The sequence below is a fragment of the Mangrovicella endophytica genome (assembly GCF_002893625.1).
Lineage (GTDB): Bacteria > Pseudomonadota > Alphaproteobacteria > Rhizobiales > Rhizobiaceae > Mangrovicella > Mangrovicella endophytica.
Map to the genome: position 1 here is coordinate 1 of NZ_PKMZ01000009.1, position 26,836 is coordinate 26,836.

A 26,836-nucleotide genomic window follows, 5' to 3' on the forward strand; every position below is an offset into this window, starting at 1 on the left:
CGACCTACTCGATCACCGTCAAGGCCAAGCCGGCTATCGTCTCGCCGGCGGCCGGGCGTCTGTCCGACGCCAAGGTGGGCGAGGCCTACAGCCAGAGCTTCAGCGTCGCCGACGGCACCATCGTCTCGACCAGCACGCTGCCCGATGGCCTCGTAATGGACTTCGCCACCGGCATGCTCTCCGGCACGCCGACCCAGGCCGGCATGACGGCCTTCGACCTCACCGTGCAGGACGCGAGCGGGCAGACCGTCGTCGTGAGCTACTCGCTCTACATCAAGCCTGCCGCGGTGGTCTTCTCGCCGGCCGCCGGCGAACTGCCGACGGCCAAGGTCGGCGAGCCCTACAGCCAGACCATCACCGTCACCGGCGGCACCATCGTCGGCACCAGCAACCTGCCCGACGGCCTGTCCATCGATCTCACGACCGGCATCATCTCGGGTACGCCGACGAAGGCCGGCAGCGGCGAATTCAAGGTCAGCGCCGTTGACAGTGAGAAGGAGCCTGCCTCGGCGACCTACTCGATCACCGTCAAGGCCAAGCCGGCAGCCACCTTCACCTTCAGCCCGGCGGCCGGTTCTCTCCCGAGCGCCATGGCTGGCGAGGCCTATAGCCAGTCGATCACCGTGACTGGCGGCAGCGGCGCCAAGCTCTTCCGCGTCACAGCGGGCAGCCTGCCGGCCGGTCTCGTCCTCAACGTCTCGACCGGCGCGCTCAACGGGCCGCTCGAGCCGAGCACGGAGGGCGACTACCACTTCACCGTCGAGGTGACCGATGGCGAGGGCAATACCGGCAGCGCCGCCTACGCGCTGACCGTCGAGAAGCAGACGATTGCCGTCCCCGACAAGACGGTGACCGCAGCGCCCGGCGAGGCTCCTGCCAATGTCTACCTCAATGCCGGGGCCACCGGTGGCCCCTTCACCGGTGCTGCCGTCGCCTTCGTCGAGCCGAGCCAGGCCGGCACGGCGCTGATCGTCGAAGGCGAGGTCGCCGCTCTCGGTGCCGTAACCCCGAAGGGCTTCTACCTGAAGTTCACACCGAACCCGCAGTTCTCTGGTACCGCTCGCGTCGGCTACACGCTGGTCAGCGCAGTCGGGACGTCGAACACCGGCACGGTCACCTACGTGATCGCGCTGGATGAGGCCGCAGTGGCCGAGACGGCGGACCGTGCCGTGCGCGACTTCGTCAGCGCCCGGCAGAGCCTGCTCGCCAACCATGTCGAGACTCCGGGTCTGGTGGAACGACGGGCGATGGCGACGGGCAATGCGCCGGGAACGCTGGACCTCAATCCGGACGAGAATGGCGGCCTCACGGCAGGCTTTGCCACCAGCACAGCGCAGATCGAGGCGGCCCGCCGGGCCGCCCTCGGCGAGACGTCCGACACCGTGCCGCTGCCGCGGTTCAACCTCTGGACCAAGGGTACATTCCTTCTCCACAAGGAGGGCAATGACGACGACGACCTGAACGACGACGGAAGCGAAGACGGCGACTGGGGCGAGTTCTCGCTCTTCTCGATCGGCGCCGACTACCTCGTCACCGACAGGCTGCTTCTCGGTGTCGCCCTGCATGCCGACCACACCACCGACCCGAGCGACGAGGCCGATGTCGACGGCACCGGCTTCCTGGTCGGCCCCTATGCCTCGCTGGCGCTGACGCCGAGCCTCTATCTCGACGCCAGCCTCTACTACGGGCGCAGCTGGAACACCGTCGATACGGGGACCTTCGAGGGCGACTTCGATACGACCCGCATCATGGCAACGGCCAAACTCGAAGGCGTTCTTGGCACGGGCGCGCTGACGCTGCGGCCAAACCTGAAGCTCAGCTACATCAACGAGGAGGTCGACGACTACTCGGTCGAGAACGGGGCAACCGGCGTCGACGTCTCCGGCTTCACCGAAGACGACCTGCGCTTCAGTGCCGGCGCCAAGCTCGGCTACACGATGCTGCTGGACAATGGCTGGCGGTTCACGCCGACGATCGGCGGCAGCATCGGAATCTCGTCGGCCAATGACGACGGCTCGGTCGCCGACGGTCTCTTCGGCACGGTCGAGGCCGGCTTCGGACTGGCTGGCCGTGACGGCTGGTCGGTCGAGATGACCGGCACAGTGGACCTCGGGAGCGAGGACAACACCGCCGTCGGCGGCCGGATCGGAGTGACCATTCCGTTCTAATGCCGGGGCGCAATGCCCGCTGATCGACACCATGCCGAAGGCCGCCGCTCCCCGAGTGGCGGCCTTTCTCATTTGCTCACCGCGATGCCCTTCCTGCGCGCCGCCGATCCGGTCGCGGGAACAGGTCGGCTCGGTTCGCGTTCTCTCAGCAAGGTCGCTCCGCGGCCAAGACAAGGAGAATGACAATGGTTGACAAGAACGAGATCAAGGGCGGCGCCAAGGAACTCGGCGGTCACATCAAGGAAGCCGCCGGTCGTGCGGTCGGCAACGAGCGCCTCGAAGCCGAAGGCGTCGTCGACCAGGCCGAGGGCAAGACCCAGAAGAACTACGGCAAGGTCAAGGACGCGGTAAAGGATCAGCTCAGCTGATCAAACGCTCCATGAGCTGAAACGGCAAAGGGCCACCCGTCGGGTGGCCCTTTCGTTAGGAGCGCCGCAACCGCGGCGGTGGATGGAGGGGTTGGTCCGACACGGCTTTGATCGGGACGGCTCAGCTGTCGACGAGCCAGAGAAGTGATCCGAAAAGAACGGCACCGAGGACGATCAGACCGATCATTCGCGACGTACCATTGGTCATGTTGGCGTCGAAGATGAAGTCGAGCAGATGAGGCCACGGCCTGTTGAAGCGATTCGGATCGGACATGGGCTTTTCTTCCGTTCTGTGAGGACAGCGCTGCCGTGCTTACAGGCCGCCGGTGCGATCTGAAAGCCAGACTCCAACGCCTTGGCCTTGCGCTCGGCTCCACCGGCAACGAGGTTTCGCCGGCCTCCCGGACATGACATGCAACCCTCGACCCGCCAACGCTGCCGAATATAGCCGTCCAGACCGGTCGCGATCGCGCGAACGGTGTGTCGCCTTAATCGTCGGCAACTTCCTCAGTAGCCGCGACTTGTAATGCCCCTCCCGGTCCTAGATTGGAATTGATCCAACTCTAAGCAGGCCGCTTTTCGCAGTCTGCTGAGGCGCGAGGGCGAGCCATGGTCACTTTCACCTTGAACGGAGAGGAGCGCCGTTTCGACGGTGATCCCGAAACGCCGCTGCTCTGGGTCATTCGCGACTTCGAGAAGCTGACAGGGACGAAGTATGGCTGCGGCGTCGCCCAATGCGGCGCCTGCACCGTGCATCTCGACGGCATGACGCGGCGCTCCTGCGTGACGCCGATCTCGATGGTCGAAGGCTCCGAGGTCGTCACCATCGAAGGCATCCAGGGCGCCGAGGCGGAGGCCGTGCAGAAGGCCTGGGTCGCCATCGACGTGCCGCAATGCGGCTACTGCCAGTCCGGGCAGATCATGTCCGCCGTCGCGCTGCTTCAGACCACTCCGAAGCCGACGGACGCTGATATCGACGGAGCCATGGCCGGTAACATCTGCCGCTGTGCCACCTATCAACGCATCCGGCAGGCGATCCACGACGCCGCCGATACGATGGAGGGCTGAGCCATGACGATCCACCAGTTCGCGCCCAGCCGCCGTGCCTTCCTGGCCGGCGCCGGCCTCGTCATCGGTGTCGCGCTGGCGCCGCGCGTGTTTGCCGCGACCAGTTCGCTCAATGGCGTTCCCGCCGACGCGCAGGGACAGCAATATCCGTTCCAGGCATTCGTTCGCATCGCCCCCGACGATACGGTGACGGTGCTCGCCAAGCACATCGAGATGGGCCAGGGTCCCTATACCGGACTCGCAACCATCGTGGCCGAAGAGCTCGACGCCGACTGGAGCCAGATGCGTGCCGCCGCAGCGCCGGCGGACGACGACGTCTACAAGAACCTCGCCTTCGGCATCCAGGGCACCGGCGGATCGACCTCCATCGCCAATTCCTACGAGCAGCTGCGTAAGGCGGGTGCTACCGCAAGGGCCATGCTGGTTGCGGCGGCTGCCGAGGAGTGGGGCGTTCCCGCCGCGGAGATCACGGTGTCGGCGGGCCGCATCAGCCACGCTGCGTCCGGCAAGACGAGCGGCTTCGGCGCCCTGGCCGCCAAGGCCGCGACGATGACGCCGCCGGCGGAGCCGGTGCTGAAGGACCCGAGAGACTTCGTGCTGATCGGCAAGGACCGGCCGAAGCTCGACACGGTGGCGAAGTCCACCGGCAAGGCGATCTTCACGCTCGACATCCATGCGGATGACATGCTGATCGCGACCGTCGCCCACCCGGACCGCTTCGGCGCGACCGTCGCCTCGGTGGACGACACCGCAGCCAAGGCCGTCCCTGGCGTCGTCGACGTGAAGGTCGTGCCGCAGGGCGTCGCAGTCTATGCCGACAACACCTTCGCCGCCCTGAAGGGCCGCGCGGCGCTGAAGATTGACTGGGATCTCTCCAAGGCCGAGCAACGCTCCAGCGAGAAGATCGCCGAGGATTATCGCAGCCTGTTTGCCAAGGACGGCTTCAAGGCCGCCGACAAGGGTGATGTGGAAGCCGCCTTCAAGGGCGACGGCGTCACCCGGATCGAGGCGGACATGCTCTTCCCGTTCCTGGCGCATGCGCCGATGGAGCCGCTCGACGCAGTGCTGGTGCGGCGCGAGGACGGGTCGATCGACTCCTACAACGGCGCGCAGTTCCCTGGGCAGGACAAGCAGGCGATCTCCGAGGTGCTCGGCGTCGACCAGAGCCAGATCCGGATCAACATGCAGCTCGCCGGCGGCAGCTTCGGGCGCCGGGCCCAGTTCGGCTCGCCCTACATGCGGGAGGCCGCCGAGGTCTTCAAGGCATCCGGCATGGCGCGGCCCGTGAAGCATATGTGGACGCGCGAGGACGACATCCGCGGCGGCTTCTACCGTCCGCTCTACGTTCACCGCATCCGCGGCGCCATCGACAAGGCCGGTGAGATCGTCGCCTGGGACCACGTGATCGCCGGCCAGTCGATCATGAAGAAGCTAGAGCTCGACGAGTCGTCCGTGGAGGGCGCCTCCGACATGCCCTACGCCATCCCGAACCTCAGGGTATTCGGCTACAATACCGAGGTCGGCGTGCCCGCCCTCTGGTGGCGCTCGGTCGGCCATACCCATACCGGCTTTGCGGTCGAGACCTTCCTCGACGAGCTCTTGCAGAAGGCCGGCAAGGATGCGGTCGAGGGCCGCATCGCGCTGCTCAAGGACCAGAACCGTCACCTCGGCGTCTTGAAGAAGGTGGCGGAGATGGCCGACTGGGGCGGCCCGGTGCCGGAGGGGCGCCAGCGCGGCGTCGCCGTGCACAAGAGCTTCAACACCTATGTCGCCGAAATCGCCGAGGTGTCGGTCGACGAACTCGGCGCTCCGAAGGTGCACAAGGTGTGGTGCGCGGTGGATTGCGGCGTCGCGCTCAACCCGAACGTCATCAAGGCGCAGCTGGAGGGCGGCGTTGGATATGGTCTCGGGGCCATCCTGTTCGACCAGGTCGAGCTCGGCGAAGGCGGCAAGATCATCCAGTCGAACTTCCACGACTACCGGTCGCTGCGCATCAACGAGATGCCGCATGTCGAGGTCGCCATCATCCCGTCCACGGAGGCGCCGACCGGCGTCGGCGAGCCGGGCGTTCCGCCCATCGGCCCCGCCGTCGCCAATGCCTGGCGCCAGCTGACCGGCGCGCCGGTCCGGCGCCTGCCGCTCGTCAACATCGCGGTGTCCTGAGGAGCCGACGTCTTGAACAAGTCCAACGTTCTGTTCGCCGTGCCGGCAGCGCTGCTGCTGGCCGGCAGCCTCCTTCTTGCACCCTCCCTGTCGGGCGCAGCCGACACTTCGCCGACGGGACCGCAGGAGGCGGCGAAGGAGGGCGGCCCCGTCGAGGGCCTGAAACCGGTGTCAGCCTTCGATTCCATTGCGGACGAAAAGCAGCGTTCGATCGCCATCTTCGAGGAAACCGGCAAGGTCCTGCAGCACCCACGCTGCGTCAACTGCCATCCGGCCGGCGACAGGCCGCTGCAGACCATGGCGATGACGCTGCACCAGCCGCCGGTGTTCCGCGGCCCGGCCGATTTCGGCCTGACCGGCATGACCTGCAACACCTGCCATGGCCCCGCCAATGCCGAGGTGGTGGCACAGGCCGAGGGTCTCCAGTCGATTCCCGGTGATCCCAACTGGCACCTCGCACCGATCGAGATGGCCTGGCAGGGCAAGACGCTCGGCGAGATCTGCGTGCAGATCAAGGACGTCAATCGCAACGGCGGCAAGACGCTGGAGGAGATCGTCCACCACATGGGCCAGGATCATCTGGTCGGCTGGGGCTGGAACCCCGGCAAGGGCCGCGAGAAGGTGCCGGGTACGCAGGAGGAGTTCGGTAAGCTCTACGAGGCCTGGGCCGCCACGGGCGCACACTGCCCGGGCGAGTGACGGCGCACCGAGCAATCCCTGCGGGAAGCGTCTCGGGGCACTGACTGACTGACGACGTCCGCGGCGCTGTCGCCAAAGGACCTGGCCTCATTTCATTCGATTTTATGGTGGGCCATGCTCTTCCGGGGCGTGGCCCCACGCATTATGGCATTCGGCAGCAAACCTAAAATGCCGAGCCATGGGATACGAGTGATGACCACACGCACCGAAACCGACACCTTCGGACCGATCGAAGTCGCGTCGGACCGCTACTGGGGCGCGCAGGCGCAGCGCTCGCTCGGCAACTTCAAGATCGGCTGGGAGAAGCAGCCGGCCCCGGTCGTGCGGGCGCTCGGCATCGTCAAGCGCGCGGCCGCCGAGACCAACATGGCGCTCGGCAAGCTCGATCCCAAACTCGGCGACGCCATCGTCGCGGCCGCCAACGAGGTGATCGAAGGCAAGCTGAACGACCATTTCCCGCTGGTCGTCTGGCAGACCGGCTCGGGCACGCAGTCCAACATGAACGCCAACGAGGTGATCGCGAACCGCGCGATTGAGATGCTGGGCGGCACGATGGGCTCCAAGAAGCCCGTCCACCCGAACGACCACGTCAATATGAGCCAGTCGTCCAACGACACCTATCCGACGGCGATGCATGTCGCCTGCGCGGAGGAGATCGTGCACCGGCTGCTGCCGGCGCTGCAGACGCTGCGCAACGCGCTGAACGACAAGGCGCAGAGCTGGTCGGACATCATCAAGATCGGCCGTACGCACACGCAGGACGCGACGCCCCTGACGCTCGGCCAGGAGTTTTCCGGCTATACGCAACAGGTCGAGAACGGCATCGCCCGTATCGAGAGCACCCTGCCCGCGCTGATGCAGCTCGCGCAGGGCGGCACGGCGGTCGGCACCGGCCTCAACGCGCCGATCGGCTTTGCCGAAGGCGTCGCCGACAAGATCGCCCAAATCACTGGACTTTCCTTCACCTCGGCGCCCAACAAGTTCGAGGCGCTCGCCGCCCACGATGCCATGGTGTTCAGCCACGGCGCGATCAACACGGTGGCGGCAAGCCTGTTCAAGATCGCCAACGACATCCGCTTCCTCGGCTCGGGCCCCCGCTCGGGCCTCGGCGAGCTGGCGCTGCCGGAGAACGAGCCGGGCTCCTCGATCATGCCGGGCAAGGTGAACCCGACACAGTGCGAGGCGCTGACGCAGGTCTGCGTGCAAATCTTCGGCAACCACGCGGCGCTGACCTTCGCCGGCAGCCAGGGCCATTTCGAGCTCAACGTCTTCAACCCGGTGATGGCCTACAACTTCCTCCAGTCGGTGCGGCTGATGGCGGATGCGGCCGTGTCGTTCACCGAGAACTGCGTCGTCGGCATCGAGCCGCGACGTGACAACATCGAGCGCGGCCTCAACAACTCGCTGATGCTGGTTACGGCGCTGAACGGCAAGCTCGGCTACGACGCCTGCGCCAAGATCGCCAAGACCGCCCACAAGAACGGAACGACGCTGCGCGAAGAGGCCGTCGGCGGCGGCTACCTGACGGACGCCGAGTTCGACGAGGCGGTTCGTCCGGAAAAGATGATCGGCCCCAGCTGAGGTCGCAGCCGTGGAGGCCGCCTTTGAACAGGCGATCTCCACGCGCGAATTGTATCTCTGCCCGTGAACAATCGGTCGTTTGTTCGCCGCCTATCGTTGGGTTCGGCGGCAGCTATCCTAGTGCTCCTTCATCCCTGAACGGAGCACCACCTTGAACGCCAACCTCTTGCCGATCGGCCGCATCCTCCTGTCGATCATCTTCATCGTCTCCGGCTTCGGCAAGCTCGCAGGCGCCGCCGGCTTCTCCGGCTATCTCGCCAGCCTTGGCTTTCCGGCGCCGCTGGTCATGGCCTATCTCGTCGGCCTGTTCGAACTGCTCGGCGGCGTCGCCCTCGTCGTCGGCTTCCAGACCCGCATCGTGGCCATCGCCTTCGCGCTGTTCTGCGTGGCGACAGGCCTTCTCGCCCATATGGGCGATGCCACGGCGCTGATGAAGAACATCGCCATGGCCGGCGGCTTCCTGGTTCTTGCCGCGTCCGGGCCGGGCGCCTTCGCGGTCGACAAGCCGGCGCGCGAAAGCCGCTACGCCTGAGGCGCATTCGGCATCTGGCTGGCCTCAGTGCTGGCCAGATGCTCCCTCTGCTGGTCGCAAGATTTCAGCTCAGCCCGCGCGAAACCGCCCCGCGACCTCCGCCGCCACCGCGGCATCGGCCGCGTTCCGGTCGGCCTTCGCCATCAAGAGGCAAGCCTCTGACGACAGGATCACCCCGTCGCGCAGGATCTTCAGCCGGTTGGCGGCCAGCGTCGAGCCGGTCGAGGTTATGTCGACGATGATCTCCGCCGAGCCCGTCGCCGGGGCGCCCTCCGTCGCCCCGAGGCTCTCCACGATCCGGTAGGTCTGGATGCCGTGCAGACGGGTGAAGAAGCCCTGCGTCAGCCGCCAGTATTTGGTGGCGATGCGCAGACGCCTTTGATGCTTCTGGCGGAAGCTTGCGGCGACGTCGTTGAGGTCCTCCATCGTATCGACATCGACCCAGGCGTCAGGAACCGCGACCACCACATCGGCCCGGCCGAAGCCGAGCCGCGCGATGAAGTCGACGCTCTCCTCCGGCTCGGCGATGGATTCGCGGATGAGGTCCTCGCCGGTGATGCCGAAGTCCACCGCGCCCTCGCGCAGCTGCCGTGCGATCTCGGAGGCGGAAAGCAGTAGGACGTCGAGCCCCTCAATGCCGGACACAGTGGTGCGATAGGAGCGCGCATCCGCCGCCGGCTCGACATGGATGCCGGCACGGGCAAGCGCGGCGATACAGTCGTCTTTCATGCGGCCCTTGGAGGGGATGGCGAGCGTCAGCGTCATTGGCGCGCTCCCGCCGCCTCGATGCGGTCTAGCCAGAAGGACACCCCGACGGCCGGCACCGGCTCGGTGGCGCCGAGATAGGCGAGCAGCCGGTCGTAACGCCCGCCACCGGCCAGCGGCTCGTCGCCCCCGCGCAACCGCGCCTCGAAGACGAGGCCGGTATAGTAGTCGATCGCCCGCCCGAAGGCGGCGCGGTAGCGGATGCCGGCGAGATCCACGCCCGCCTCCCGCAGCGCCTCCGCCCGGCGCTCGAAGAAGACCAGGGCACGGCCAAGGTCGATATCGTCGCCGCAGACGGCGGCGAGCGTCTGCGGGGCCTGATCGAGCGAGCAGTCGACGGACAGGAAATCGCGCAGCCGCAACAGCGAGGCCTCGGACAATGCGGTCGCGGCAAAGGCGACCTTTTCCACCAGCCGCGCCGCGATCTCCGCTGCCGTGCGGCCGGAATGGGGCGGCAGGCCGCCCTCCTCCTTCAGCGACTCGATCGCCGCCTCCAGGGCCGGAAGGTCCCGGCGCATCGCCAGGCGCCGCAGCTCCGGATCGAGCCCCTTCAGCGATCGGCCGTCGTGGCGCGCGAGATCGTCGAGCGCGCTCGTCAGCGCCGCCTCGTCGCCGAAGGTGCGGATCAGCCGGCGCTGCCAGCTGCCGGGCAGACCGAGCCCTTCGAGAAAGGCTTCGAACAGGCCCTGGTCCCCGAGAACGACCTCGATCTTGTCCGTGGTGAGGCCACAGGCGCTAAGGCATTCCAGCGCCTGCGCCAGGACGCGCGCATCGGCTGCCGCCTTGTCGGCGTCGCCGAGATCCTCCAGTCCCGCCTGACGCGTTTCCGGCGCGCCGGTGCCGCTCTGGCGGAAGATGGGGCCGATATAGGAGTAGCGGCGCGGCAGCGGATTGGTCGCCGCGATATGGGCGAGGCACACGGGAATGGTGAAGTCCGGCCTTAGGCACAGCACCTCGCCCGCCTCTCCGCGCGTCAGGAAGATGCGCCGCCGCAGCGCTTCGCCGGTGGAATCGAGATAGGGCTCGGCCGGCTGCAGCAGCGGCACGTCGACATCATAGGCCCCGAAGCCGGCAAAGAATCCGGACAGGCACGTTTCGATGGCGGACGGCGCGGATCGGGCGTTCAACGGTCGGCTCAGCTCTGCTGCCCGCCGCGCGCCGCGGCATGGCGATCGAGAATGGCGCGGACGGTCTGGACGAGATGCGTCTCGTCGACGAGTTCCTGGCCCGCACGGGCCTCGCGCCACTCGGCATTGTCCCCGATCGTTTCGGCGATGCGCTTGCCCTCGATGAGGTCCTTCACTTGCACCTTGGCCGCCGCCTTCTCGTCGGCGCCCTGGATCACCACAACCGGCGCGTTGCGGCGATCGGCATATTGAAGCTGCTTGCCGAACTGCTTCGGGTTGCCCTGGAACACCTCCACCGGGACGATCGGCTGGCCCGGCGCGTTCAAGGCGTTGCGCAGGGTCGTTGCCATGCGCTGATAGTCCGCCATGCGGTCGCGGTCCATCACGGTAACGACCACCGGACCGGGGCGCTCGGCAGTATCGAGGCGGCCGAGATTCTTCAGCGCCGTCTGCAGGCGCGAGACGCCGATGGAGAAGCCCGTCGCCGGCACCGGCTGGCTCATGAAGCGGGAAACGAGGCCGTCATAGCGCCCCCCGCCGCCGACGGAGCCGAAGCGCACGACCTCGCCCTTTTCGTTGGTGACGTCGAAGAGAAGCTCGGCCTCGAAGACCGGGCCGGTGTAGTATTCGAGGCCACGGACGACGGACGGATCGATCTTCACCCGGTCGGCATCGTAGCCGGCGGTGCGGCAGGATTCTTCGATGGAGGTGAGTTCAGCCAGCCCGGCATCGACGCCGGCCTGCCCGGCGAAGGCACCGCCCACACCCTTAAGACCATCGGCATCGAAGATCGCCAGGACGCGCTCAATGACGTCGGGCGCCAGTTCCGCACCCTTGGTGAAGTCACCCTTGCCGCCGCTCTCGTCGAGCCGGCCCTTGCCGAGGAGCAGGCTGACGCCTTCCGTGCCGAACTTGTCGAACTTGTCGAGTGCCCGCAGCACCGTCAGGCGGCGCGGCTGATCGCCCTCCAGGCCAATCGCGTCGAGGATGCCGTCCAGCACCTTGCGGTTGTTGACGCGGATCACGTACTGGCCGCGCGGGATGCCGAGCGCCTCCATCGTGTCGGCCATCATCATCGCCATCTCGGCATCGGCCGAAACGTTCGGCGCGCCCACGATGTCGGCGTCGAACTGCATGAACTGGCGGAAGCGGCCCGGCCCCGGCTTCTCGTTGCGGAAGACATAGCCTGCCCGGTAGGAGCGATAGGGCTTGGGCAGCGCCTCGTAATTCTCCGCGACATAGCGGGCGAGCGGCGCCGTCAGGTCGTAGCGCAGGCTCATCCACTGCTCGTCATCGTCGACAAGCGAGAAGACGCCCTCGTTCGGCCGGTCCGAGTCGGGCAGGAATTTGCCCAGCGCATCCGTATATTCGAACATCGGCGTTTCCACCGGCTCGAAGCCATAGCGCTCGTAGACGTTGCGGATGACATCGAGCATCTGCTGCTGCGCGCGCAGGTCGGCAGCGTCGCGATCGACGAAGCCGCGCGGAAGGCGCGGCGAGACGCGCGAGGGCTTCTTCTGAGCCATGGTGGAATGCCTGCCAACGGGGATGAAGGGCGCCGGGCGAGCCGGCCGATCTCGCGCGCGTGGTACCCGATCGTGGCGACAGCGACAAGTTCGGCACCGGAGAGGTGGAGCCGCTTCCGCCCAGCGCGGCGCCATGGCAGAAGCGGGAAAGCCAGCGGCCTCCCGCCGGCGTGCCTTCGGCTGGAGCTTGCGCGTGGTCCGGACCTATCTTCTCCTCGCCATCGCCATCGTCGCCGAGGTGATCGCGACCACTGCCCTTGCCCGCTCAGATGGACTGACCCGGCTCTGGCCGACGCTCGGGGCGATCGGTGGCTATGCCTTCGCCTTCTGGTTCCTGTCCTTCACGCTGAAGGTGATGCCGACCGGCGTCGTCTACGCGCTCTGGTCCGGACTCGGCATCGTCCTCATCACCGCTGTGGCCTGGATCTGGTTCAAGCAGGCGCTCGATCTGCCGGCCGTGATCGGCCTCGCGCTGATCCTCGCCGGCGTCATGGTCATCAATCTGTTCTCCCGCAGCGTCACGCACTGAGGCTGCGGCCGGCCGGTCTATGAGGGCGGCCGCACGAAGGCGCGGCGCGACGTCTCACACGAATCGCGGCAAGCGCAGCCGTCGAAGTGGTCGTTGACGAAGCCCATGGCCTGCATGAAGGCGTAGATCGTGGTCGGACCGACGAAGCTGAAGCCGCGCTTCTTCAGCGCCTTCGAGAGTGCGGCGGAGGCCTGGCTGGTGGTGTTCGCCCGCGCCCATTCGAGCGTCACGCTCTCCGGCCTCTCGTCCGCCTTCGGCTCGAATCGCCAGAGGAAGGCCGCCAGCGAACCATGCTCGGCCTGCACCTCCAAGGCCCGCTTGGCATTGTTGATGGCCGAGGCGATCTTGCCGCGGTGGCGGATGATACGCGGGTCCAGCACCAGCCGCTCGATATCGGCCTCGCCCATGGCGGCGACCTCGGCGATGGAAAAGCCGTGGAAGAGTTCGCGAAAGGCCTCGCGCTTCCGCAGGATGGTGATCCAGGAGAGGCCCGACTGGAAGCCTTCGAGGCAGAGCTTCTCGAACAGGCGATCGTCATCGGCGCTCGGCCGGCCCCACTCCTCGTCGTGATAGCGGCGATAGAGCGGGTCATCGCCCGCCCAGGCGCACCGCCACGTTCCGTCGGCACCGAGGGCCAGACCGGCCCGTTCGCGATTCTCGTCCATCCCAGATGTTGGGTCGATGGCCGGCCTCCTGGCAAGGCCATCGTCCAGTCCGCGTGACGCCCACAACGCTTCACGCCCGGCGGTCACCCCATGACCAGCTCGCAAGCGGAAAGGACGCATTAACCCTGACAAACGGTTTCATCGGGATGCCACCCGGCGACGGCGCCGCCGTTCACCATTCGCTTGCGATTGCGGCCCATCCTTCGACGCACGGTCGCTGCCTCACCGGCTGACCGCCCCATCGCCATCGGAATGGATCAACCTCCATGCGCAAGCTTTCCATCGCTGCGGCCAGCCTCGTGCTCGCCGCTTTCGGCGGCATGAGCGACGCTGTCGGACGCGATCGCGGCCAGCCGGCCGTGCAGGTTTCGCCCGATCTCGCCCAGGAGTGGCTCCTGCAGCTGTCGCCCGGCAGCGGCATCGTGCGCGGCTACACGCGTCCGCACCTCGCCGAACCCGCAGCGGCCTCAGCCCGCAGTGGCGTCGTCCTGTCGGTAGCTCCAGCCGAGGTCACCTATGCCGCGGCCGTGCCGGGACGCGCCCGTATCGTGACGCGCTCGCAGGCCGGCGTGAAGCCGCGCCAGGCCCGCGCCGTACCGGCCGCCCGCAGCATCGATCCCGCCTATCTGCCGCAAGACGTCGACTACATCACCAAAGAGGCGCCGGGCACGCTGGTGATCGATACCCGCTCGAAGTTCCTCTACCAGGTCGGCGAGAATGGCCGTGCCCGCCGCTACGGCGTCGGCGTCGGCAAGCCGGGCTTTGCCTGGGCCGGTACGCACAAGGTGACCGCCAAGCGCGAATGGCCGGACTGGCGCCCGCCCGCGCAGATGATCGCGCGCGAGAAGAAGAAGGGTAAGATCCTGCCCGTGGTGATGAAGGGCGGCGAGGAGAACCCGCTCGGCGCCCGCGCGATGTATCTCGGATCCACGCTCTACCGCATCCACGGCACCAACCAGCCCTGGTCGATCGGCAAGGCCGTCTCGTCGGGTTGCATCCGCATGCGCAACCAGGATGTCGAAGAGCTCTACGAGACCGTCGGCGTCGGCACGCGCGTGGTTGTGATGTAGCTGCAACAGACAGGGCCGGAACGCACCTAAGGGAAAGCCTTGCGGCGGATCATACCGCCGCTTGTCCCGTTCCGGCCTTGTCAGGCTGACTTATTTTGCCGACCCTCCGGAACCACCGGAGATTGGAGAGGGGAATTCGCGATGAAACCATCGATGCGCACCGGCATCGCCGCGATGGCCGTCCTGGCCGGACTTGCCGTGGCTGCACCGGCCTCGGCCGATGAAAAGCGCTACAACCATGCCACCGGCCGCTGGGAGAAGGTGACAACGGCCCAGCAGCAGCGGATGCGCTACCAGATGAAGTCGCTGCCGGCGCAGTTCCAGCGCCAGGAAGTGCGGATCTCGACGCGCGAGAAGCCGGGCACGATCATCGTCGATACCAACCGCAAGCACCTCTACTTTGTCGAGGGGAATGGGCTCGCAACGCGCTACGGCGTTGGCGTCGGCCGCGAGGGCTTCGGCTGGTCCGGCAACATGTCGATCGGCCGCAAGGCGGAGTGGCCGGGCTGGACGCCGCCGGCCGAGATGATCGTGCGCGAGCGCAAGGCTGGCCGCATCCTGCCGGCCTATATGGAAGGCGGCCCGGAGAACCCGCTCGGCGCTCGTGCGATGTATCTCTATCGCGGCGGCCGCGACTCGATCTACCGCATCCACGGCACCAACCAGCCCTGGACGATCGGCCTCAACATGTCGTCCGGCTGCATCCGGATGATGAACGAGGACGTGACTCATCTCTACGAGCGGGCGGACCGCGGCACCAAGGTCATCGTGATCGGGCCGGATGGCAAGGGCCGCGACGCGATCTATGCCGATGCCGGACCGGTGCGTAAGGATCTCCTGAGCGTGCTGTTCGGCGGCTGAGGCCGATTTCAGCATCGGAGCGACCATCGGGGCTGCCGGCAACGGCGGCCCTTTTCTATTCCGCGGCGACGGCTCGCGGTCGCCGCGACATCGCGGCCAGCCGGGCAGGCGCCTCGCCGCCATAGGCCCAGTCCAGAAGCTCCACCGTATGGAGCACCGGCAGTGGCGTCGCCGAGCCAATCTGGGTGATGCAGCCGATATTGCCGGTGGCGACGACATCCGGCCAGACCCGCTCGATATTGGCGACCTTGCGGTCGCGCAGGCGCGCGGCGATCTCCGGCTGCAGGATGTTGTAGGTGCCGGCCGAGCCGCAGCACAGATGCCCCTCAGGCACGTCGCGGACGATGGCGCCGGCTTTCCCCAGCAGCTGCTTGGGCGCCGCGGTGATCTTCTGACCATGCTGCATCGAGCACGCCGAGTGATAGGCGACGGTGAGATCGAGCGGGCGCTCCGGCGCCGGAAGATCGAGCGCCGCGATGAACTCCGTCACGTCCTTGGCGAGCGCCGAAACGCGCGCCGCCTTCTCGGCATAGGCGGGGTCCAGCCGCAGCATGTGGCCGTAGTCCTTGATCGTGGTGCCGCAGCCGGACGCCGTGACGATGATGGCGTCGAGCAGCCCGCGATCCGCCTCGGCGACCCAGGCATCGATGGTGCCTCGGGCCAGCCGGAGCGCCTGATCCTCGCGGCCCATGTGATGGACGAGAGCGCCGCAGCAGCCCTCCCCCTTAGCCACCACGACCTCGATACCGAGGCGGGTGAGAAGCCGGATCGTCGCGGCGTTGATGGCGGGATCGAGCACCGGCTGCGCGCAGCCTGACAGAAGCGCCACCCGGCCCTTCCGCTTGCCGATCGCCGGATGAACCGCCGCCTCGTCCGTCGGCAACCGTGCCGGCAGCGAGGCCGGCGCCAGCCGCAGCATGGCGGCGAGCGGACGCAAGGGAGCGATGCCGTCGAGCGTCGCCGCCAACGGTTTGGCGAGGCGCGCCAGAGCAAGGCTTGCGCGGAACCGCCGGCGATAGGGCAGCACAGACGCGATGAGGGTGCGGATCAGGCGATCCGCCAGCGGCCGACGGTAGGTCTTCTCGACATGGACCCGCGCGTGGTCGACGAGGTGCATGTAGTTCACGCCCGAGGGGCAGGTCGTCATGCAGGACAGGCAGGACAGGCAGCGGTCGATATGGGTGACCGTCTCGGCATCGGCCGGACGGTCGTTCTCCAGCATCTCCTTGATGAGGTAGATGCGCCCCCGTGGCGAATCGAGCTCGTTGCCGAGCGTCACATAGGTCGGGCACGTCGCCGTGCAGAAGCCGCAATGGACGCATTTGCGGATGATGCCGGCGGCGTGGCCGGTCTCCGGGTCGTCGAGCTGGGCGGGCGAGAAGTGAGTCTGCATGGCGCCATCCGCTGGGAGGCTGAAATCGTTGCCCTCCTTAGCAGAGAAGTCGCCACGTCGTCGCTGCGGCGTGCTGGCTGCCAGTTCGCAGCATCCGGCCAGACGCCATCCACAGCCAAGGTGTCGGCACGGACGAGGCGCTCATTGACAGGAATGAGAGCTCAGTCGAACAGTTCGGGCAGCAATCTGGGGGGACAACAGTGAATATCACGACGATCCGGGTACTGCCGATTGTGGCAGTGCTCTTGAGCGGCTGCGTCACGCAGCCTGGGGGCGACACGGCATCGAGCGGCTCGGATGAGCCGCAAGTCGTCGCCTCGGATTGCGAAAAGAGTATCGCGAACGAGAGCGCGGATACCAAGGCCGAGATGGCTCGGATGATGCGCGTGTCGGTCGCCGCAGCCCCGGCGACACTCTGCAGCCGCCTCGAGAAGGCGAGTAGCGAGGGGCGGATCACCAATGCCGACTGGCTGGCGCTGTCGCAGGGCGAGTTCTCGCCCGGCATCGTGCGCATCATGCAGGGGCGGTAGAGCGACCTCCGGCTGATCGCTCTTCCGATGATGACTTCAGGCTTCTCAAAGGCGGGGATCGACTGCGACAGTCTCCCCGCCTTTGGGCGTCGCCGCATCTCGCACGGAGCGCCGATGCACGGGCTCTTACGCCTTCAGGTTTGATACGTCACAAGGCTTCCTGCGATCCAATCACGCCTTGACATGTACAACCTGCGATCAGAACGATGCTCCGATGAGCGGGGGCGTACAGGCGTATGAAGATCCGATTCGTGCTGGCTGGTGCTGCGTTGCTGCTGACCGGCTGCGTGACACAACCAGAGAACGAGGTGATCAGTAGCAGCGGACCAGAAGGGCAGCAGGCCCGGCTTGCCGCCTGCATCGTGCGCATGGAAAACGCACATTTCCGCTTCAAGGAAGAGATGGCGCGGATGATGCGTGTGTCCGTCGAGGCGGCGCCGGTGACGCTCTGTACGCGCGTGCGGCAGGCTGTCGAAAGCGGACGGATTTCGAATGCCGATCGGCTCGCACTGAGCCAGAACCAGCTCTCTCCGGGTCTCGTGCGTATTTTGCAGGGGCGCGAGGCGCCCGATCGGAGCATTGCTGCCCGGAATTCCGAGCCGAGGACGCCGAAGAAGGGCGAAACGCGGTGGGAGGCCATCTCTGCTGATTAGGTCAGCGAGGTCATCCGTCCCGGATTGAGGATACCCTTCGGATCGAACTGATCCTTCAGCCGCTTCGACAAAGCGGCCAACGCCGGCGGCTGCGGCTGGAAGACAGGCACCGTTCGGCGAAGGTCGTCCGATGCCCGCACCAGCATCGCATGACCGCCGCCGAAGTGCTGGACGGCGGCACGGACCAGCCCGGCCTCCGCCTCGCCGCTTTCCATGCGCAGCCAGACAAGGCCGCCCTGCCAGTCGTAAAAGGCATCGATCGCCGCGCGCATACGCAAAGCCATGACGATCTCGTGGCCGCGCGTCGGCGTTACCGAGAGCCGCCAGACCGGCTTATCGGTGCCATCGGCGAAGGGCACGACGTCGCGAATGTCGCGCCAGACGGTCTGTGACGCCTCGCGCTCGAGCGTCTCCAGTCGCCCCACGCGAGCCAATGCGGCACCCAGCATCGACGCGCGCGCCGCCACGGACGGGCCGAACCCTTCGAGCCGCAGCAGCGTCGCGGGATCACGGCCGAGCAGCCCGTCCGCGACGCGGGCGGCGACATAGGCCGGCAGATGCGCGACGCCAGACACTTCGGCCGACGAGCCCATCGCCGCCGCCATCGCGCCCGCCGCCGCGTCGTCGTCGAGGTCTCGCAGCACCAGCGTCACCTCGGTTTGCGAGGCGGGAAGCACCTTCACGGTGATCGAGGTCATGACGGCCAGCGTGCCCCAGGAGCCGGTCAGCCCCTTGGAGAGATCATAGCCGGTGACGTTCTTCACCACGCGACCGCCGGACTTGAAGATCTCGCCGCGACCGGAGACGGCGGTGACGCCGAGAATATGGTCGCGTGCCGCCCCGGCCTTGATGCGTCGGGGACCCGCCAAGTTGCAGGCGATGACGCCGCCGATCGTCCCCTGTCCACGCTCCATCCCCAGAAGCCTGCCATAGTCGATCGGCTCGAACTCCAGACGCTGGCCGCGTTCCCCGATCAGCTTCTCGATTTCCGCGACCGGCGTGCCAGCGCCGGCCGAGAGCACCAGCTCATCCGGCTCGTAGAGAGTGATACCGGACAGACCGGAGACGGACAGCATGCACGCGCCGTCCGCAACGGGGCCGCCGAGCCGACGCTTGGAGCCGGTGCCTTCGACGTCCAGCGCTGTGCCTGTCGCGGCGGCATCGGCGATGATCTCGCGCAGCTCTTCGGCCGAGGTCGGACGCAACTGTTCCGGTCCTTGGGTCTCCAGCGCTTCGGTCGCTCCTGCGGTAAGCGTCACGTGACCGGCGTGCCGCGGTAAAGGTCGCCGAGGCGGCAGGTCAGCCCGAGTTCGAGCAGCTCGATGCGATCCTCGGCGGAGCGGAACACCCGGCCCTGCCAGCCGGCGGCGCGCGACCAGACCTCGCAGGCGATCTCGGCCTGCGAGAGGATCAGCACATGGAGGCAGTCCGGCGCCTCGGCATAGAGTTCGCGCTTGCGGCCGATGTGCTCGGCCGTGTTGGACGGCGAGACGATCTCAGCTGCCAGGAAGAAGCGGGTGGCGAAGCGAGCGTCCGTCGCCTCGGCATCGATCACGGCCACATCCGCAGTCGGACGGTAGTCGTCACGACCCGCAACCGCCAAGCCGACCTCGACCAATGCAAATAGGTCCGGCCGCACCTCATCAAGCGCGCTGTTCAGCTCCTGTGCGAGGTTGAAGGCAATGCGTTGATGGATGAGCGTCGGCGGCGTCATCATGGCGATCGGCACTCCATCGATCAGCTGCCAACGTTCGTCTGCGGGACGTCCCTCCAAGAATGCCAGGAAGCGGCGTTCGTCAGGGATGCGGCCGAGTTGCTTTTCGCGCAGAGCGCTCATCACACCCTCCTAGAAGCGCGGCAGGTCGGGGAATGCGGTCTGACCGCGATGAACATGCATGCGCCCAAGCTCGGCGCAGCGATGCAGCACGGGAAATACCTTGCCCGGGTTGAGCAGGTGCTTGTCGTCGAAGGCGCACTTCACCCGCTGCTGGTGCCGTAGATCGTCCTCGCCAAACATCTCCGGCATCAGGTCGCGCTTCTCGACGCCGACGCCGTGCTCGCCGGTCAAGACTCCGCCAACTTCGACGCACAGGCGCAGGATGTCGTTGCCAAAGGCCTCCGCGCGTTCGAGTTCGTCGCCGACGCTGGCATCGTAAAGGATCAGCGGGTGGAGGTTGCCGTCGCCGGCGTGGAAGACGTTGGCGACCTCCAGCCCATGCTTCTGCGATAGTGCCTTCATGCCGGCGAGCACACGCGGCAGTTCTTTCCTCGGGATGGTGCCGTCCATGCAGAGATAGTCCGGCGAGATCCTTCCGACGGCTGGAAATGCCGCCTTGCGACCCGCCCAGAAGGCGGCGCGCTCTGCATCCGACTGCGATACCCTGGCGGTGGTCGCGCCGTTGTCGCCCGCGATACGCTCCACCTCGCCAAGAAGATGGTCGACCTCCGCCGCCGGCCCGTCCAGTTCGACGATCAGCAGCGCCTCGACGTCCAGCGGATAGCCGGCATGGACGAAATCCTCGGCAGCGCGGATGGCCGGGCGGTCCATCATCTCCATGCCGCCGGCGATGATCCCCGCAGCAATGATCGCGGCGACGCAGGCGCCGGCCGATTCGCTCGTCGGAAAGCCGATAAGCACCGCGCGCGCGGTCTCAGGCGCCTGCAGGATGCGCACGGTCACCTCCGTGACGACGCCGAGCAGCCCCTCCGAACCCGTCATGAGGCCGAGCAGATCGTAGCCCTCGGCATCGAGATGCTTGCCGCCGAGCCTGACGATCTCGCCCTCCATCGTGACGAACTCAATGCCAAGCACGTTGTTCGCCGTCAGCCCATATTTCAGGCAGTGAACGCCGCCGGAATTCTCCGCGACATTGCCGCCGATCGAGCAGGCGATCTGCGAGGACGGGTCGGGCGCATAATAGAAGCCTTGATGCTCCACAGCCCTGGTGATGCCGAGATTGGTCACGCCCGGCTGCACCACCGCACACCGATTGTCGAAGTCGATCTCGAGAATGCGGTTGAAGCGGGAGAGTACGAGGAGCACGCCATCCGCCAGCGGCAGCGCACCGCCCGAAAGCGAGGTGCCCGAGCCGCGTGGCACGACGGGAATATCCTCGGCGTGGCAGTAGCGGAGGATGGCGGCCACTTGCTCCACCGTTTCGGGCAGCACCACGACCAGCGGCAGCTGGCGGTACGCGCTCAGACCGTCCGTCTCGAAGACGCGCATGCCGCGCTCGACGTCGACCACCCCCTCGCCCGGCACGATGGCGCGCAGCGCCGCAACGATCGCCGCGCGGCGGCCGAGGATCGCCGGGTCCGGCTTTGGCATCGCAATCGGCATTCACCCCTCCCGCTTCTGCCCTCGAAAGGTGAAGTATGGCGGGCCCGATTATGGCGTGCCGCGGCACAAACAACCAGACGACACGGTCAGTGCGGCCCATGATCGTCGACGTGACGCCGCCGGACGCCGCGCACGATGCGCCAGACCGCCAGCACCGCCACCGGGACGAAAGCGGCGATCAGCACCGGCGATCCAATCGGCAGCCCCTCATGTTCGAGGCCCTTGGCAACATAGCCGAACAGCCCGACGACATAATAGGCGATCGCCGCCACCGACAGGCCCTCCACCGTCTGCTGCAGGCGTAGCTGCAGCTGCGCACGCCGGTTCATCGAAGCCAGAAGGTCGCGGTTCTGGTGCTCCAGTTCGACGTCGATGCGGGTGCGCAGGAGGTCGGCGGCACGCGCCAGCTTCTGCGACAGATTGGTCTGCCGCTCCTCCAGCGAGCGGCAGGTGCGCATGGCGGGCGCCATACGACGGGTCAGGAAGGCTCCCCAGCTCTCCTGCCCGGCGATCGGATGCTCGGCTACCGCAATCAGCCGCTCCCGGACGATCTCGTCATAGGCGCGGCTGGCGCCGAATCGATAGAGGACATAGGCGGCGGACGCCTCGACTTCGGCGGCCGCGAGTGTGATCTCCTTCAAGAGCGAACGGCTGTCCTCGCTTTCGCTCTTCATCTCCTCGGTGATGCGCGCCAACGTCGACTCGAGGACGCGCACCTGAGGACTGAGCGACTGCGCCAGGGGCAGGTTGAGAAGCGCCAGCGTGCGATAGATCTCGATCTCGATCAGCCGCATCGCGAGCGATCCCGCTCGCGCAGGCTGCAGCCCATCGTCGAGGACGAGGATGCGCGTCAGCCCATCGCCGTCCTGCCGGAAGTCCGTCGCGGCGCTGGCAAGCCCACCCTCCATGACGGAGTGGCAGAAGCTGGCGCGATCGAAGCTCGCCAACGCGGCCTGCCCTGCGGCGTCGTTAGCCCTGATCTCCAGACGCACGCCGGCCATCAGCGATCCGGGTGCGGCGAAGTCCGCGCCGAAGGGGTGGCCATCGACGGGGTCGCCGAACCGCTCCGGCGACGGTCCTTCCCAGCTATAGGTCGAGAATTCGGTATGGCGCTCCCAACGCACCATCCCTTGTCCGAAGGCGAAGGCGTGGGTGCGTGCATCGTCAGCTGGCGCCGGCACACCGCGGCGGATCGACATGTCCGACAGAAGGGCGCGGTCGCGTGCACCGCCATCCTCGGTCATGAAGGCGAGCACGATCATCACGCGCGGCGTGTCGATCAGCGGGAACGGCCGCGCATGGATCTCGCCGAGCACGATCGCGCGCCGCGGATCGGCCTCGATCGGCTCGACCGTACGCTGCCGGAACGTCGCATTCTCCATTCGCAGCTCTGCCCCATGTGCTGCGTGCCCGCACCGTTGCTAGCCCGAAAGGAGCGGAGGCGAAAGACGGGGCGACCGCCGGCCGCCTGGACGCAGGGTACCGGGACAATGGACCGCAGCGCCGATGCCTGCTGCATTACGCCCGCAAACGACTTTAGCTTGAGGGACCGATGAGGAAGGAGGCGACCGCATGAGCCTCGCCAAGGACAAGCCGTATTACAAGACACCCTCCGACTACGAGGACGACGTCTATGCCTGGTCGATGGAGCAGGCGCAGCTTCTGCGCCTCGGCCGCTCTCGCGAGGCGGACTTGCCGAACATCATCGAGGAGATCGAGAGCTTGGGTCACGAGCAGCGCCGGGCTTTAGGCTCTAGCTACCGTGTCCTGATCGCTCACCTTCTGAAATGGCAGCACCAGCCGCAGCGCCGAGCCCGCTCGTGGCTGCTGACGATCGGGCGCGAGCGCGACAACTCGAGTCCCGGGAAGAGGACAACCTCTCTTTGCGAACTGCGGCCAGTTCGCTTGTCGAGGACATCTATCCGAAGGCGGTGCGACAGGCAGCGCGCGAGACCGGCCTGCCGCGTGAAACCTTCCCGGCAGCATCTCCCTACTCGATCGACTTCTTGCGGGACCATGAGGCGATGCCCGACTGATATCCAGGTGGGCCAGCCAAGCCGCCGGCGATCCAGTCTCCAGACACACGCCTTGGAACGAGCGCGTCCTGTTACCGTTTTGCGCCCGACACATGGAGGACTTCCAATGAGTAATCTCGAGACGAACGCCACGACCAGCGCCCTCGACAAGGACGAGACCCGCCAGTCGACGGAGGCGCCGCCGATGCAGGAGAAGCGGGAGGAACAGCGCATTCCGGGCGACCAGGAGAGGCCGCTGTCAAAGGACGAAGTTGTGGATGTCGGGCTCGAGGACACGTTCCCGGCCTCGGACCCGGTTACGCCCAAGCACATCGACGGTCCGAACAACTGATCGCAGCGGCGACGCGGCGACATGGATGACAAAAAAGCCCGCGCCACATCGGCGCGGGCTTTTTTGTCGAAGCTTCAGTTCTGAACCGCCTGCACCGATCCGCCGTCGACACGGACATTGGCGCCGTTGACGAAGGAGGCCCGCTCCGAGACGAGCAGCGCGATCACCGCCGCGACCTCTTCCGGCTTGCCGCGGCGCTTCTGGACAATGCCCGGTCGCTCCTCGTTCAGGAAGGTCTCGATTGCGTTCTCGAAGGACGTGCCCTTCTCCTCGGCGCGCTGCTTCATCATTCCGTCGGTCATCGGGGTCTCGATAAAGGCTGGGGCCACCGTGTTGCACAGGATGCCGTGCGCCGCCTCCTGGTAGGAGAGGTTCTTCACGAAAGCCGCCAGTGCAGCCTTGGCCGTGTTGTAGGTCGCCTCCTCCCAGTAGGGTTGAACCGCATTCTCGGACGTGATGCAGACGAAGCGGCCCCAGCCTTTTTCGCGCATCGCCGGAAATGTCGCACGAGCCACGCGAACGGCGGAGAAGAAGTCGATCTGCCAGGCTTCCTCGTAATCCTCGTCGCTCATCTCCAGCGGATGCCCTTTGGCACCGGTCACGCCGGCCGTGTGGACGACGATGTCGATTGCTCCGAACTTCCTGCGCCCTGCTTCGACGAGCGCATCGACATCGCGCTGCTTCGTCACGTCGGCCTTCTGGCAGATGGCATCGACCCCGAGCGCCGGGACCTCTTTCTCCAAATCGCCGATGTCCAGATCGCTCAGCACCAGCCGCACGCCTTCAGCAGCAAGTGCCTGCGCCGTTGCAAAGCCGATACCGCCGCAGGCGCCGGTGATCAGCGCCACGCGCCCTGCAAGTCCGAGATCCATCCTCTATCCTTCGCCATTCGTTAGCTGGGCAGACAACGGCAGGCGTGGCCTTAGGTTTCGCGCCGCACGTCGACGTGAGAGCCTGCCCGCAAGCACCGACAAATCGAGAGTACCGATGCCCAGCCATGACTTCCGCAGCCCCCGGCTCTTCCTGGACACGCCGCTGGCCGAGGGCGCGGCGATCGACGCTTCGCCGGAGCAGGCGAACTACCTGCTGAACGTCATGCGCCTCGACGAGACCAGCCCACTCCTTGTCTTCAACGGACGCGACGGCGAATGGCGTGCGCGCCTCGAGCGCACGGGCAAGAAGAAGGCGGCCATCGTGCCTCTCACTGAAGCGCGTCCGCAGCCACCGGCGCCGGATCTCGTCTATCTCTTTGCGCCGCTGAAGCAGGCGCGGCTCGACTACATGGTGCAGAAGGCCGTCGAGATGGGCGCCGGTGTGCTTCAGCCGGTCATGACGCAGCACACGCAAGTCTCGCGCTTCAACACCGAGCGCATGCGCGCCAACGCCATCGAGGCCGCCGAGCAATGCGGCATCCTGTCGATCCCGGACTGCCGGGAGCCGCTGAAGCTGACGCAACTCCTGGAGGATTGGGACCGCTCCCGGCGGCTGATCTTCTGCGACGAGCGCGAGGATGCCGCCGATGCCATCGACGTTCTGCGGCGCGAAGCGGGACGCTCGCTGGCTCTGCTGATCGGCCCGGAGGGCGGGTTTTCCGAGGCCGAGCGGGTGATGCTGCACGCACTCGACTTCGTGACCGTGCTGTCGCTCGGGCCGCGTATCCTGCGGGCCGACACCGCGGCCGTCGCGGCGCTGGCGGTGATCCAGGCCGCGGTCGGCGACTGGCGCGCGTCCTGAGGATCGGTCAGACGCCCGGCGCACAGCCGGGCTTGGCCGCATCGTCAACGCGAAATGAGTTGCGGCCGGACGTGAAAGTCTCAACAAGACGCTGGAATCGAAGAACGATGGACCCGACGGGCGAATCGAAGCTGGCGGAGGGCGCTCATGGCGCGCGACACGACGGATATGACCCCGATCGCTTCGGTGGACGATCTCGTCAGCTACATGCGCTCCGGCGAGAAGCCGGCAGCGGATTTCCGGATCGGAACCGAGCACGAGAAGTTCGGCTACTACACCAGCGATCTTTCGCCGGTTCCCTATGAAGGCGAGCGCGGCATCCGCCGCCTGCTCGAGACGATGCAGAGGCTGACCGGCTGGGAGCCGATCACCGACGATGGCCGCATCATCGGTCTTGCCGGCGGTCCCGGCGAGGGCGCGATCTCGCTGGAGCCCGGCGGACAGTTCGAGCTGTCCGGCGCACCGCTTGCATCGATCCACGAGACCTGCCGCGAGTCCAACGCGCATCTGACACAGGTGCGCAAGGCCGCCGGTGAGCTCGGCATCGCCTTCCTCGGCATCGGCTCCAGCCCGCTCTGGAGCCTCGCCGATACGCCGATCATGCCCAAATCGCGCTACGAGATCATGCGCAACTACATGCCGAAGGTCGGCACGCGCGGCCTCGACATGATGTTCCGGACCTCGACGATCCAGGTCAATCTCGATTTCTCCAGCGCTTCCGACATGGCGGCGAAGATGCGGGTCGGCATGCGGCTGCAGGCGGTCGCCTCCGCCCTCTTCGCCAATTCGCCCTTCACCGAAGGCGCCCCCAACGGACTCGTCTCCTGGCGCTCCGACGTCTGGTCCGACGTCGACAACCAGCGATCGGGCCTGCTGCCCTTCGTCTTCGAGCCCGGTTTCAGCTATCGCGACTACGTCGAATGGGCGCTCGACGTGCCGATGTATTTTGTCATGCGCGACGGGCAGTATCATCAGGCGACCGACGTCACCTTCCGGCAGTTCATGGACGGCGCGCTCACCGGCCGCATCCCCAATCCGGAGCCGACCATCGGCGACTGGACGAACCACCTCTCGACGCTTTTCCCGGACGTGCGGCTGAAGCGATTCATCGAGATGCGCGGCGCCGATGGCGGCCCCTGGCGCGGCATCTGCGCACTGCCGGCCTACTGGGTCGGGCTTCTCTATGACGAGGGAGCGCTTGCGGAGGTCGAGGCGCTGACTCGAGACTTCAGCTTCGCCGAGGTCGCAGCGCTTCGCGCCGCCGTGCCGCGCACCGGGCTGAAGACGCCGTTCAGGGACGGCACCGTTCTCGATGTGGCGCGAAAGACGGTCGAGATTGCCCGGCGCGGCCTCGTCTCGCGCAATCGCCTCAACGAGGACGGCTACGACGAGAGCATCTTCCTCGGGCCCCTGGAGGAGATCGTCGCGCGCGGCACCACGGCGGCCGAAGAGCTGGTGCGGCTCTACGAGACGCAGTGGGACCGCTCGATGCGCCGCGTATTCGAGCAGCTCACCTACTGATCCGGACGCAGTTACACCGCGCGAACGGCCGGATTTGCTGCGAGAGCGTTCGGCCGTGACGCGGTGGGCGCGATGGCCGCGTTCTTACCGGCCGAACAATATTCCCGCGACGAAACGACTTGGCAGATGCGGCCGGGCGCCCCATTGTAGCGGACAGTGCTTTTCGCGGGGATGCC

The 26,836-nt window shown here is 66.7% G+C and carries 26 protein-coding genes and 1 pseudogene; 16 read left to right on the plus strand and 11 right to left on the minus strand.

Going from position 1 to position 26,836, the window contains the following annotated elements; all coding sequences use genetic code 11:
* On the plus strand, window positions 1-2,168 hold a 2,168-nt coding region (locus C0R46_RS16300; protein WP_114348476.1), incomplete at its 5' end, for a putative Ig domain-containing protein.
* Window positions 2,169-2,353: 185 nt separating this feature from the next.
* A complete protein-coding gene (locus tag C0R46_RS16305) occupies window positions 2,354-2,536 on the plus strand; it encodes a CsbD family protein (protein ID WP_102960731.1) in 183 nt (60 codons plus the stop codon).
* Between the two features lie 121 nt (window positions 2,537-2,657).
* Here the strand turns inward: C0R46_RS16305 and C0R46_RS20830 are convergent, their stop codons facing one another.
* Window positions 2,658-2,810, minus strand: a complete 153-nt coding sequence (locus C0R46_RS20830; RefSeq protein ID WP_157944670.1) for a hypothetical protein — start codon at window positions 2,808-2,810, stop codon at window positions 2,658-2,660.
* 335 nt (window positions 2,811-3,145) lie between these two features.
* On the opposite strand from C0R46_RS20830, the gene C0R46_RS16310 reads away from it, so the two are divergent.
* The 5 genes from C0R46_RS16310 to C0R46_RS16330 all read left to right on the plus strand — a co-directional run bounded on the left by C0R46_RS16310 (window position 3,146) and on the right by C0R46_RS16330 (window position 8,579).
* Window positions 3,146-3,604 carry a (2Fe-2S)-binding protein gene (locus tag C0R46_RS16310; protein ID WP_102960732.1) on the plus strand — a complete coding sequence of 153 codons (459 nt, stop codon included), beginning with the start codon at window positions 3,146-3,148 and terminating at the stop codon, window positions 3,602-3,604.
* Between the two features lie 3 nt (window positions 3,605-3,607).
* Window positions 3,608-5,767 carry a xanthine dehydrogenase family protein molybdopterin-binding subunit gene (locus C0R46_RS16315; RefSeq protein ID WP_102960733.1) on the plus strand — a complete coding sequence of 720 codons (2,160 nt, stop codon included), beginning with the start codon at window positions 3,608-3,610 and terminating at the stop codon, window positions 5,765-5,767.
* Window positions 5,768-5,779: 12 nt separating this feature from the next.
* Window positions 5,780-6,466, plus strand: coding sequence for an Isoquinoline 1-oxidoreductase subunit (locus C0R46_RS16320; protein WP_245413626.1), 687 nt, complete (start codon window positions 5,780-5,782; stop codon window positions 6,464-6,466).
* A gap of 144 nt (window positions 6,467-6,610) precedes the next feature.
* Window positions 6,611-8,047: a class II fumarate hydratase gene (fumC, locus tag C0R46_RS16325; RefSeq protein WP_198598380.1), complete on the plus strand. Its 1,437-nt coding sequence runs from the start codon at window positions 6,611-6,613 to the stop codon at window positions 8,045-8,047.
* Window positions 8,048-8,198: 151 nt separating this feature from the next.
* The gene (locus C0R46_RS16330) at window positions 8,199-8,579 is read left to right on the plus strand and encodes a DoxX family protein (RefSeq protein WP_102960735.1); all 381 of its coding nucleotides are present in this window, start codon (window positions 8,199-8,201) and stop codon (window positions 8,577-8,579) included.
* A 69-nt stretch (window positions 8,580-8,648) separates the two neighbouring features.
* Here the strand turns inward: C0R46_RS16330 and hisG are convergent, their stop codons facing one another.
* From hisG to hisS, 3 genes are read right to left on the minus strand one after another with little or no spacing between them, the layout of a single operon-like run.
* Complete coding sequence (gene hisG, locus C0R46_RS16335; RefSeq protein ID WP_102960736.1) at window positions 8,649-9,344, minus strand: ATP phosphoribosyltransferase; 696 nt, start codon at window positions 9,342-9,344, stop codon at window positions 8,649-8,651.
* Window positions 9,341-10,471: an ATP phosphoribosyltransferase regulatory subunit gene (locus C0R46_RS16340; RefSeq protein ID WP_245413627.1), complete on the minus strand. Its 1,131-nt coding sequence runs from the start codon at window positions 10,469-10,471 to the stop codon at window positions 9,341-9,343. Before C0R46_RS16340 ends, hisG begins: the two co-directional genes overlap by 4 nt.
* Window positions 10,472-10,479: 8 nt before the next feature.
* Complete coding sequence (gene hisS, locus C0R46_RS16345) at window positions 10,480-11,997, minus strand: histidine--tRNA ligase (RefSeq protein WP_102960737.1); 1,518 nt, start codon at window positions 11,995-11,997, stop codon at window positions 10,480-10,482.
* 193 nt (window positions 11,998-12,190) lie between these two features.
* On the opposite strand from hisS, the gene C0R46_RS16350 reads away from it, so the two are divergent.
* The gene (locus tag C0R46_RS16350; RefSeq protein ID WP_425349898.1) at window positions 12,191-12,526 is read left to right on the plus strand and encodes an SMR family transporter; all 336 of its coding nucleotides are present in this window, start codon (window positions 12,191-12,193) and stop codon (window positions 12,524-12,526) included.
* Window positions 12,527-12,543: 17 nt separating this feature from the next.
* Here C0R46_RS16350 and C0R46_RS16355 read toward each other — a convergent pair whose 3' ends face one another.
* The gene (locus C0R46_RS16355; RefSeq protein ID WP_102960739.1) at window positions 12,544-13,191 is read right to left on the minus strand and encodes a DNA-3-methyladenine glycosylase I; all 648 of its coding nucleotides are present in this window, start codon (window positions 13,189-13,191) and stop codon (window positions 12,544-12,546) included.
* Between the two features lie 266 nt (window positions 13,192-13,457).
* On the opposite strand from C0R46_RS16355, the gene C0R46_RS16360 reads away from it, so the two are divergent.
* Window positions 13,458-14,261: a L,D-transpeptidase gene (locus C0R46_RS16360; protein ID WP_102960740.1), complete on the plus strand. Its 804-nt coding sequence runs from the start codon at window positions 13,458-13,460 to the stop codon at window positions 14,259-14,261.
* Between the two features lie 153 nt (window positions 14,262-14,414).
* Window positions 14,415-15,122, plus strand: coding sequence for a L,D-transpeptidase (locus C0R46_RS16365; RefSeq protein WP_102960741.1), 708 nt, complete (start codon window positions 14,415-14,417; stop codon window positions 15,120-15,122).
* A gap of 55 nt (window positions 15,123-15,177) precedes the next feature.
* Here the strand turns inward: C0R46_RS16365 and glcF are convergent, their stop codons facing one another.
* Window positions 15,178-16,515 (minus strand): glycolate oxidase subunit GlcF, encoded by a 1,338-nt coding sequence (gene glcF, locus C0R46_RS16370; protein ID WP_102960742.1) that lies wholly within the window; start codon window positions 16,513-16,515, stop codon window positions 15,178-15,180.
* 200 nt (window positions 16,516-16,715) lie between these two features.
* Between glcF and C0R46_RS16375 the strand changes: the two genes are divergently transcribed.
* Both C0R46_RS16375 and C0R46_RS16380 read left to right on the plus strand, forming a co-directional pair.
* Window positions 16,716-17,045, plus strand: coding sequence for a hypothetical protein (locus tag C0R46_RS16375; protein ID WP_102960743.1), 330 nt, complete (start codon window positions 16,716-16,718; stop codon window positions 17,043-17,045).
* A gap of 236 nt (window positions 17,046-17,281) precedes the next feature.
* Window positions 17,282-17,698, plus strand: a complete 417-nt coding sequence (locus C0R46_RS16380; RefSeq protein ID WP_102960744.1) for a hypothetical protein — start codon at window positions 17,282-17,284, stop codon at window positions 17,696-17,698.
* Here the strand turns inward: C0R46_RS16380 and C0R46_RS16385 are convergent.
* From C0R46_RS16385 to C0R46_RS16400, 4 genes are all read right to left on the minus strand, one after another.
* On the minus strand, window positions 17,695-18,957 hold the full coding sequence (locus C0R46_RS16385; RefSeq protein ID WP_245413628.1) for an FAD-binding protein: 1,263 nt from the start codon (window positions 18,955-18,957) through the stop codon (window positions 17,695-17,697). The genes C0R46_RS16380 and C0R46_RS16385 overlap by 4 nt on opposite strands.
* Entirely contained in the window at window positions 18,954-19,535 is a 582-nt protein-coding gene (locus C0R46_RS16390; RefSeq protein ID WP_102960745.1) for a Uma2 family endonuclease, read from the minus strand. The genes C0R46_RS16385 and C0R46_RS16390 overlap by 4 nt, the downstream gene beginning before the upstream one ends.
* 9 nt (window positions 19,536-19,544) lie before the next feature.
* Window positions 19,545-21,038: an FAD-linked oxidase C-terminal domain-containing protein gene (locus C0R46_RS16395; RefSeq protein ID WP_102960746.1), complete on the minus strand. Its 1,494-nt coding sequence runs from the start codon at window positions 21,036-21,038 to the stop codon at window positions 19,545-19,547.
* An 86-nt stretch (window positions 21,039-21,124) separates the two neighbouring features.
* Window positions 21,125-22,420 carry a DUF3422 family protein gene (locus tag C0R46_RS16400; RefSeq protein ID WP_102960747.1) on the minus strand — a complete coding sequence of 432 codons (1,296 nt, stop codon included), beginning with the start codon at window positions 22,418-22,420 and terminating at the stop codon, window positions 21,125-21,127.
* 262 nt (window positions 22,421-22,682) lie between these two features.
* Here C0R46_RS16400 and C0R46_RS20985 point away from each other — a divergent pair.
* Window positions 22,683-23,074, plus strand: a pseudogene (locus tag C0R46_RS20985) (DUF29 domain-containing protein).
* A gap of 106 nt (window positions 23,075-23,180) precedes the next feature.
* Window positions 23,181-23,405 (plus strand): hypothetical protein, encoded by a 225-nt coding sequence (locus tag C0R46_RS20990; protein ID WP_198598381.1) that lies wholly within the window; start codon window positions 23,181-23,183, stop codon window positions 23,403-23,405.
* Between the two features lie 74 nt (window positions 23,406-23,479).
* Here the strand turns inward: C0R46_RS20990 and C0R46_RS16410 are convergent, their stop codons facing one another.
* Complete coding sequence (locus C0R46_RS16410; RefSeq protein WP_102960749.1) at window positions 23,480-24,277, minus strand: SDR family NAD(P)-dependent oxidoreductase; 798 nt, start codon at window positions 24,275-24,277, stop codon at window positions 23,480-23,482.
* 115 nt (window positions 24,278-24,392) lie between these two features.
* On the opposite strand from C0R46_RS16410, the gene C0R46_RS16415 reads away from it, so the two are divergent.
* Both C0R46_RS16415 and C0R46_RS16420 read left to right on the plus strand, forming a co-directional pair.
* Window positions 24,393-25,139 carry a 16S rRNA (uracil(1498)-N(3))-methyltransferase gene (locus C0R46_RS16415; RefSeq protein WP_102960750.1) on the plus strand — a complete coding sequence of 249 codons (747 nt, stop codon included), beginning with the start codon at window positions 24,393-24,395 and terminating at the stop codon, window positions 25,137-25,139.
* A gap of 147 nt (window positions 25,140-25,286) precedes the next feature.
* Window positions 25,287-26,660, plus strand: coding sequence for a glutamate--cysteine ligase (locus C0R46_RS16420; protein ID WP_102960751.1), 1,374 nt, complete (start codon window positions 25,287-25,289; stop codon window positions 26,658-26,660).
* Window positions 26,661-26,836: the final 176 nt, after the last annotated feature.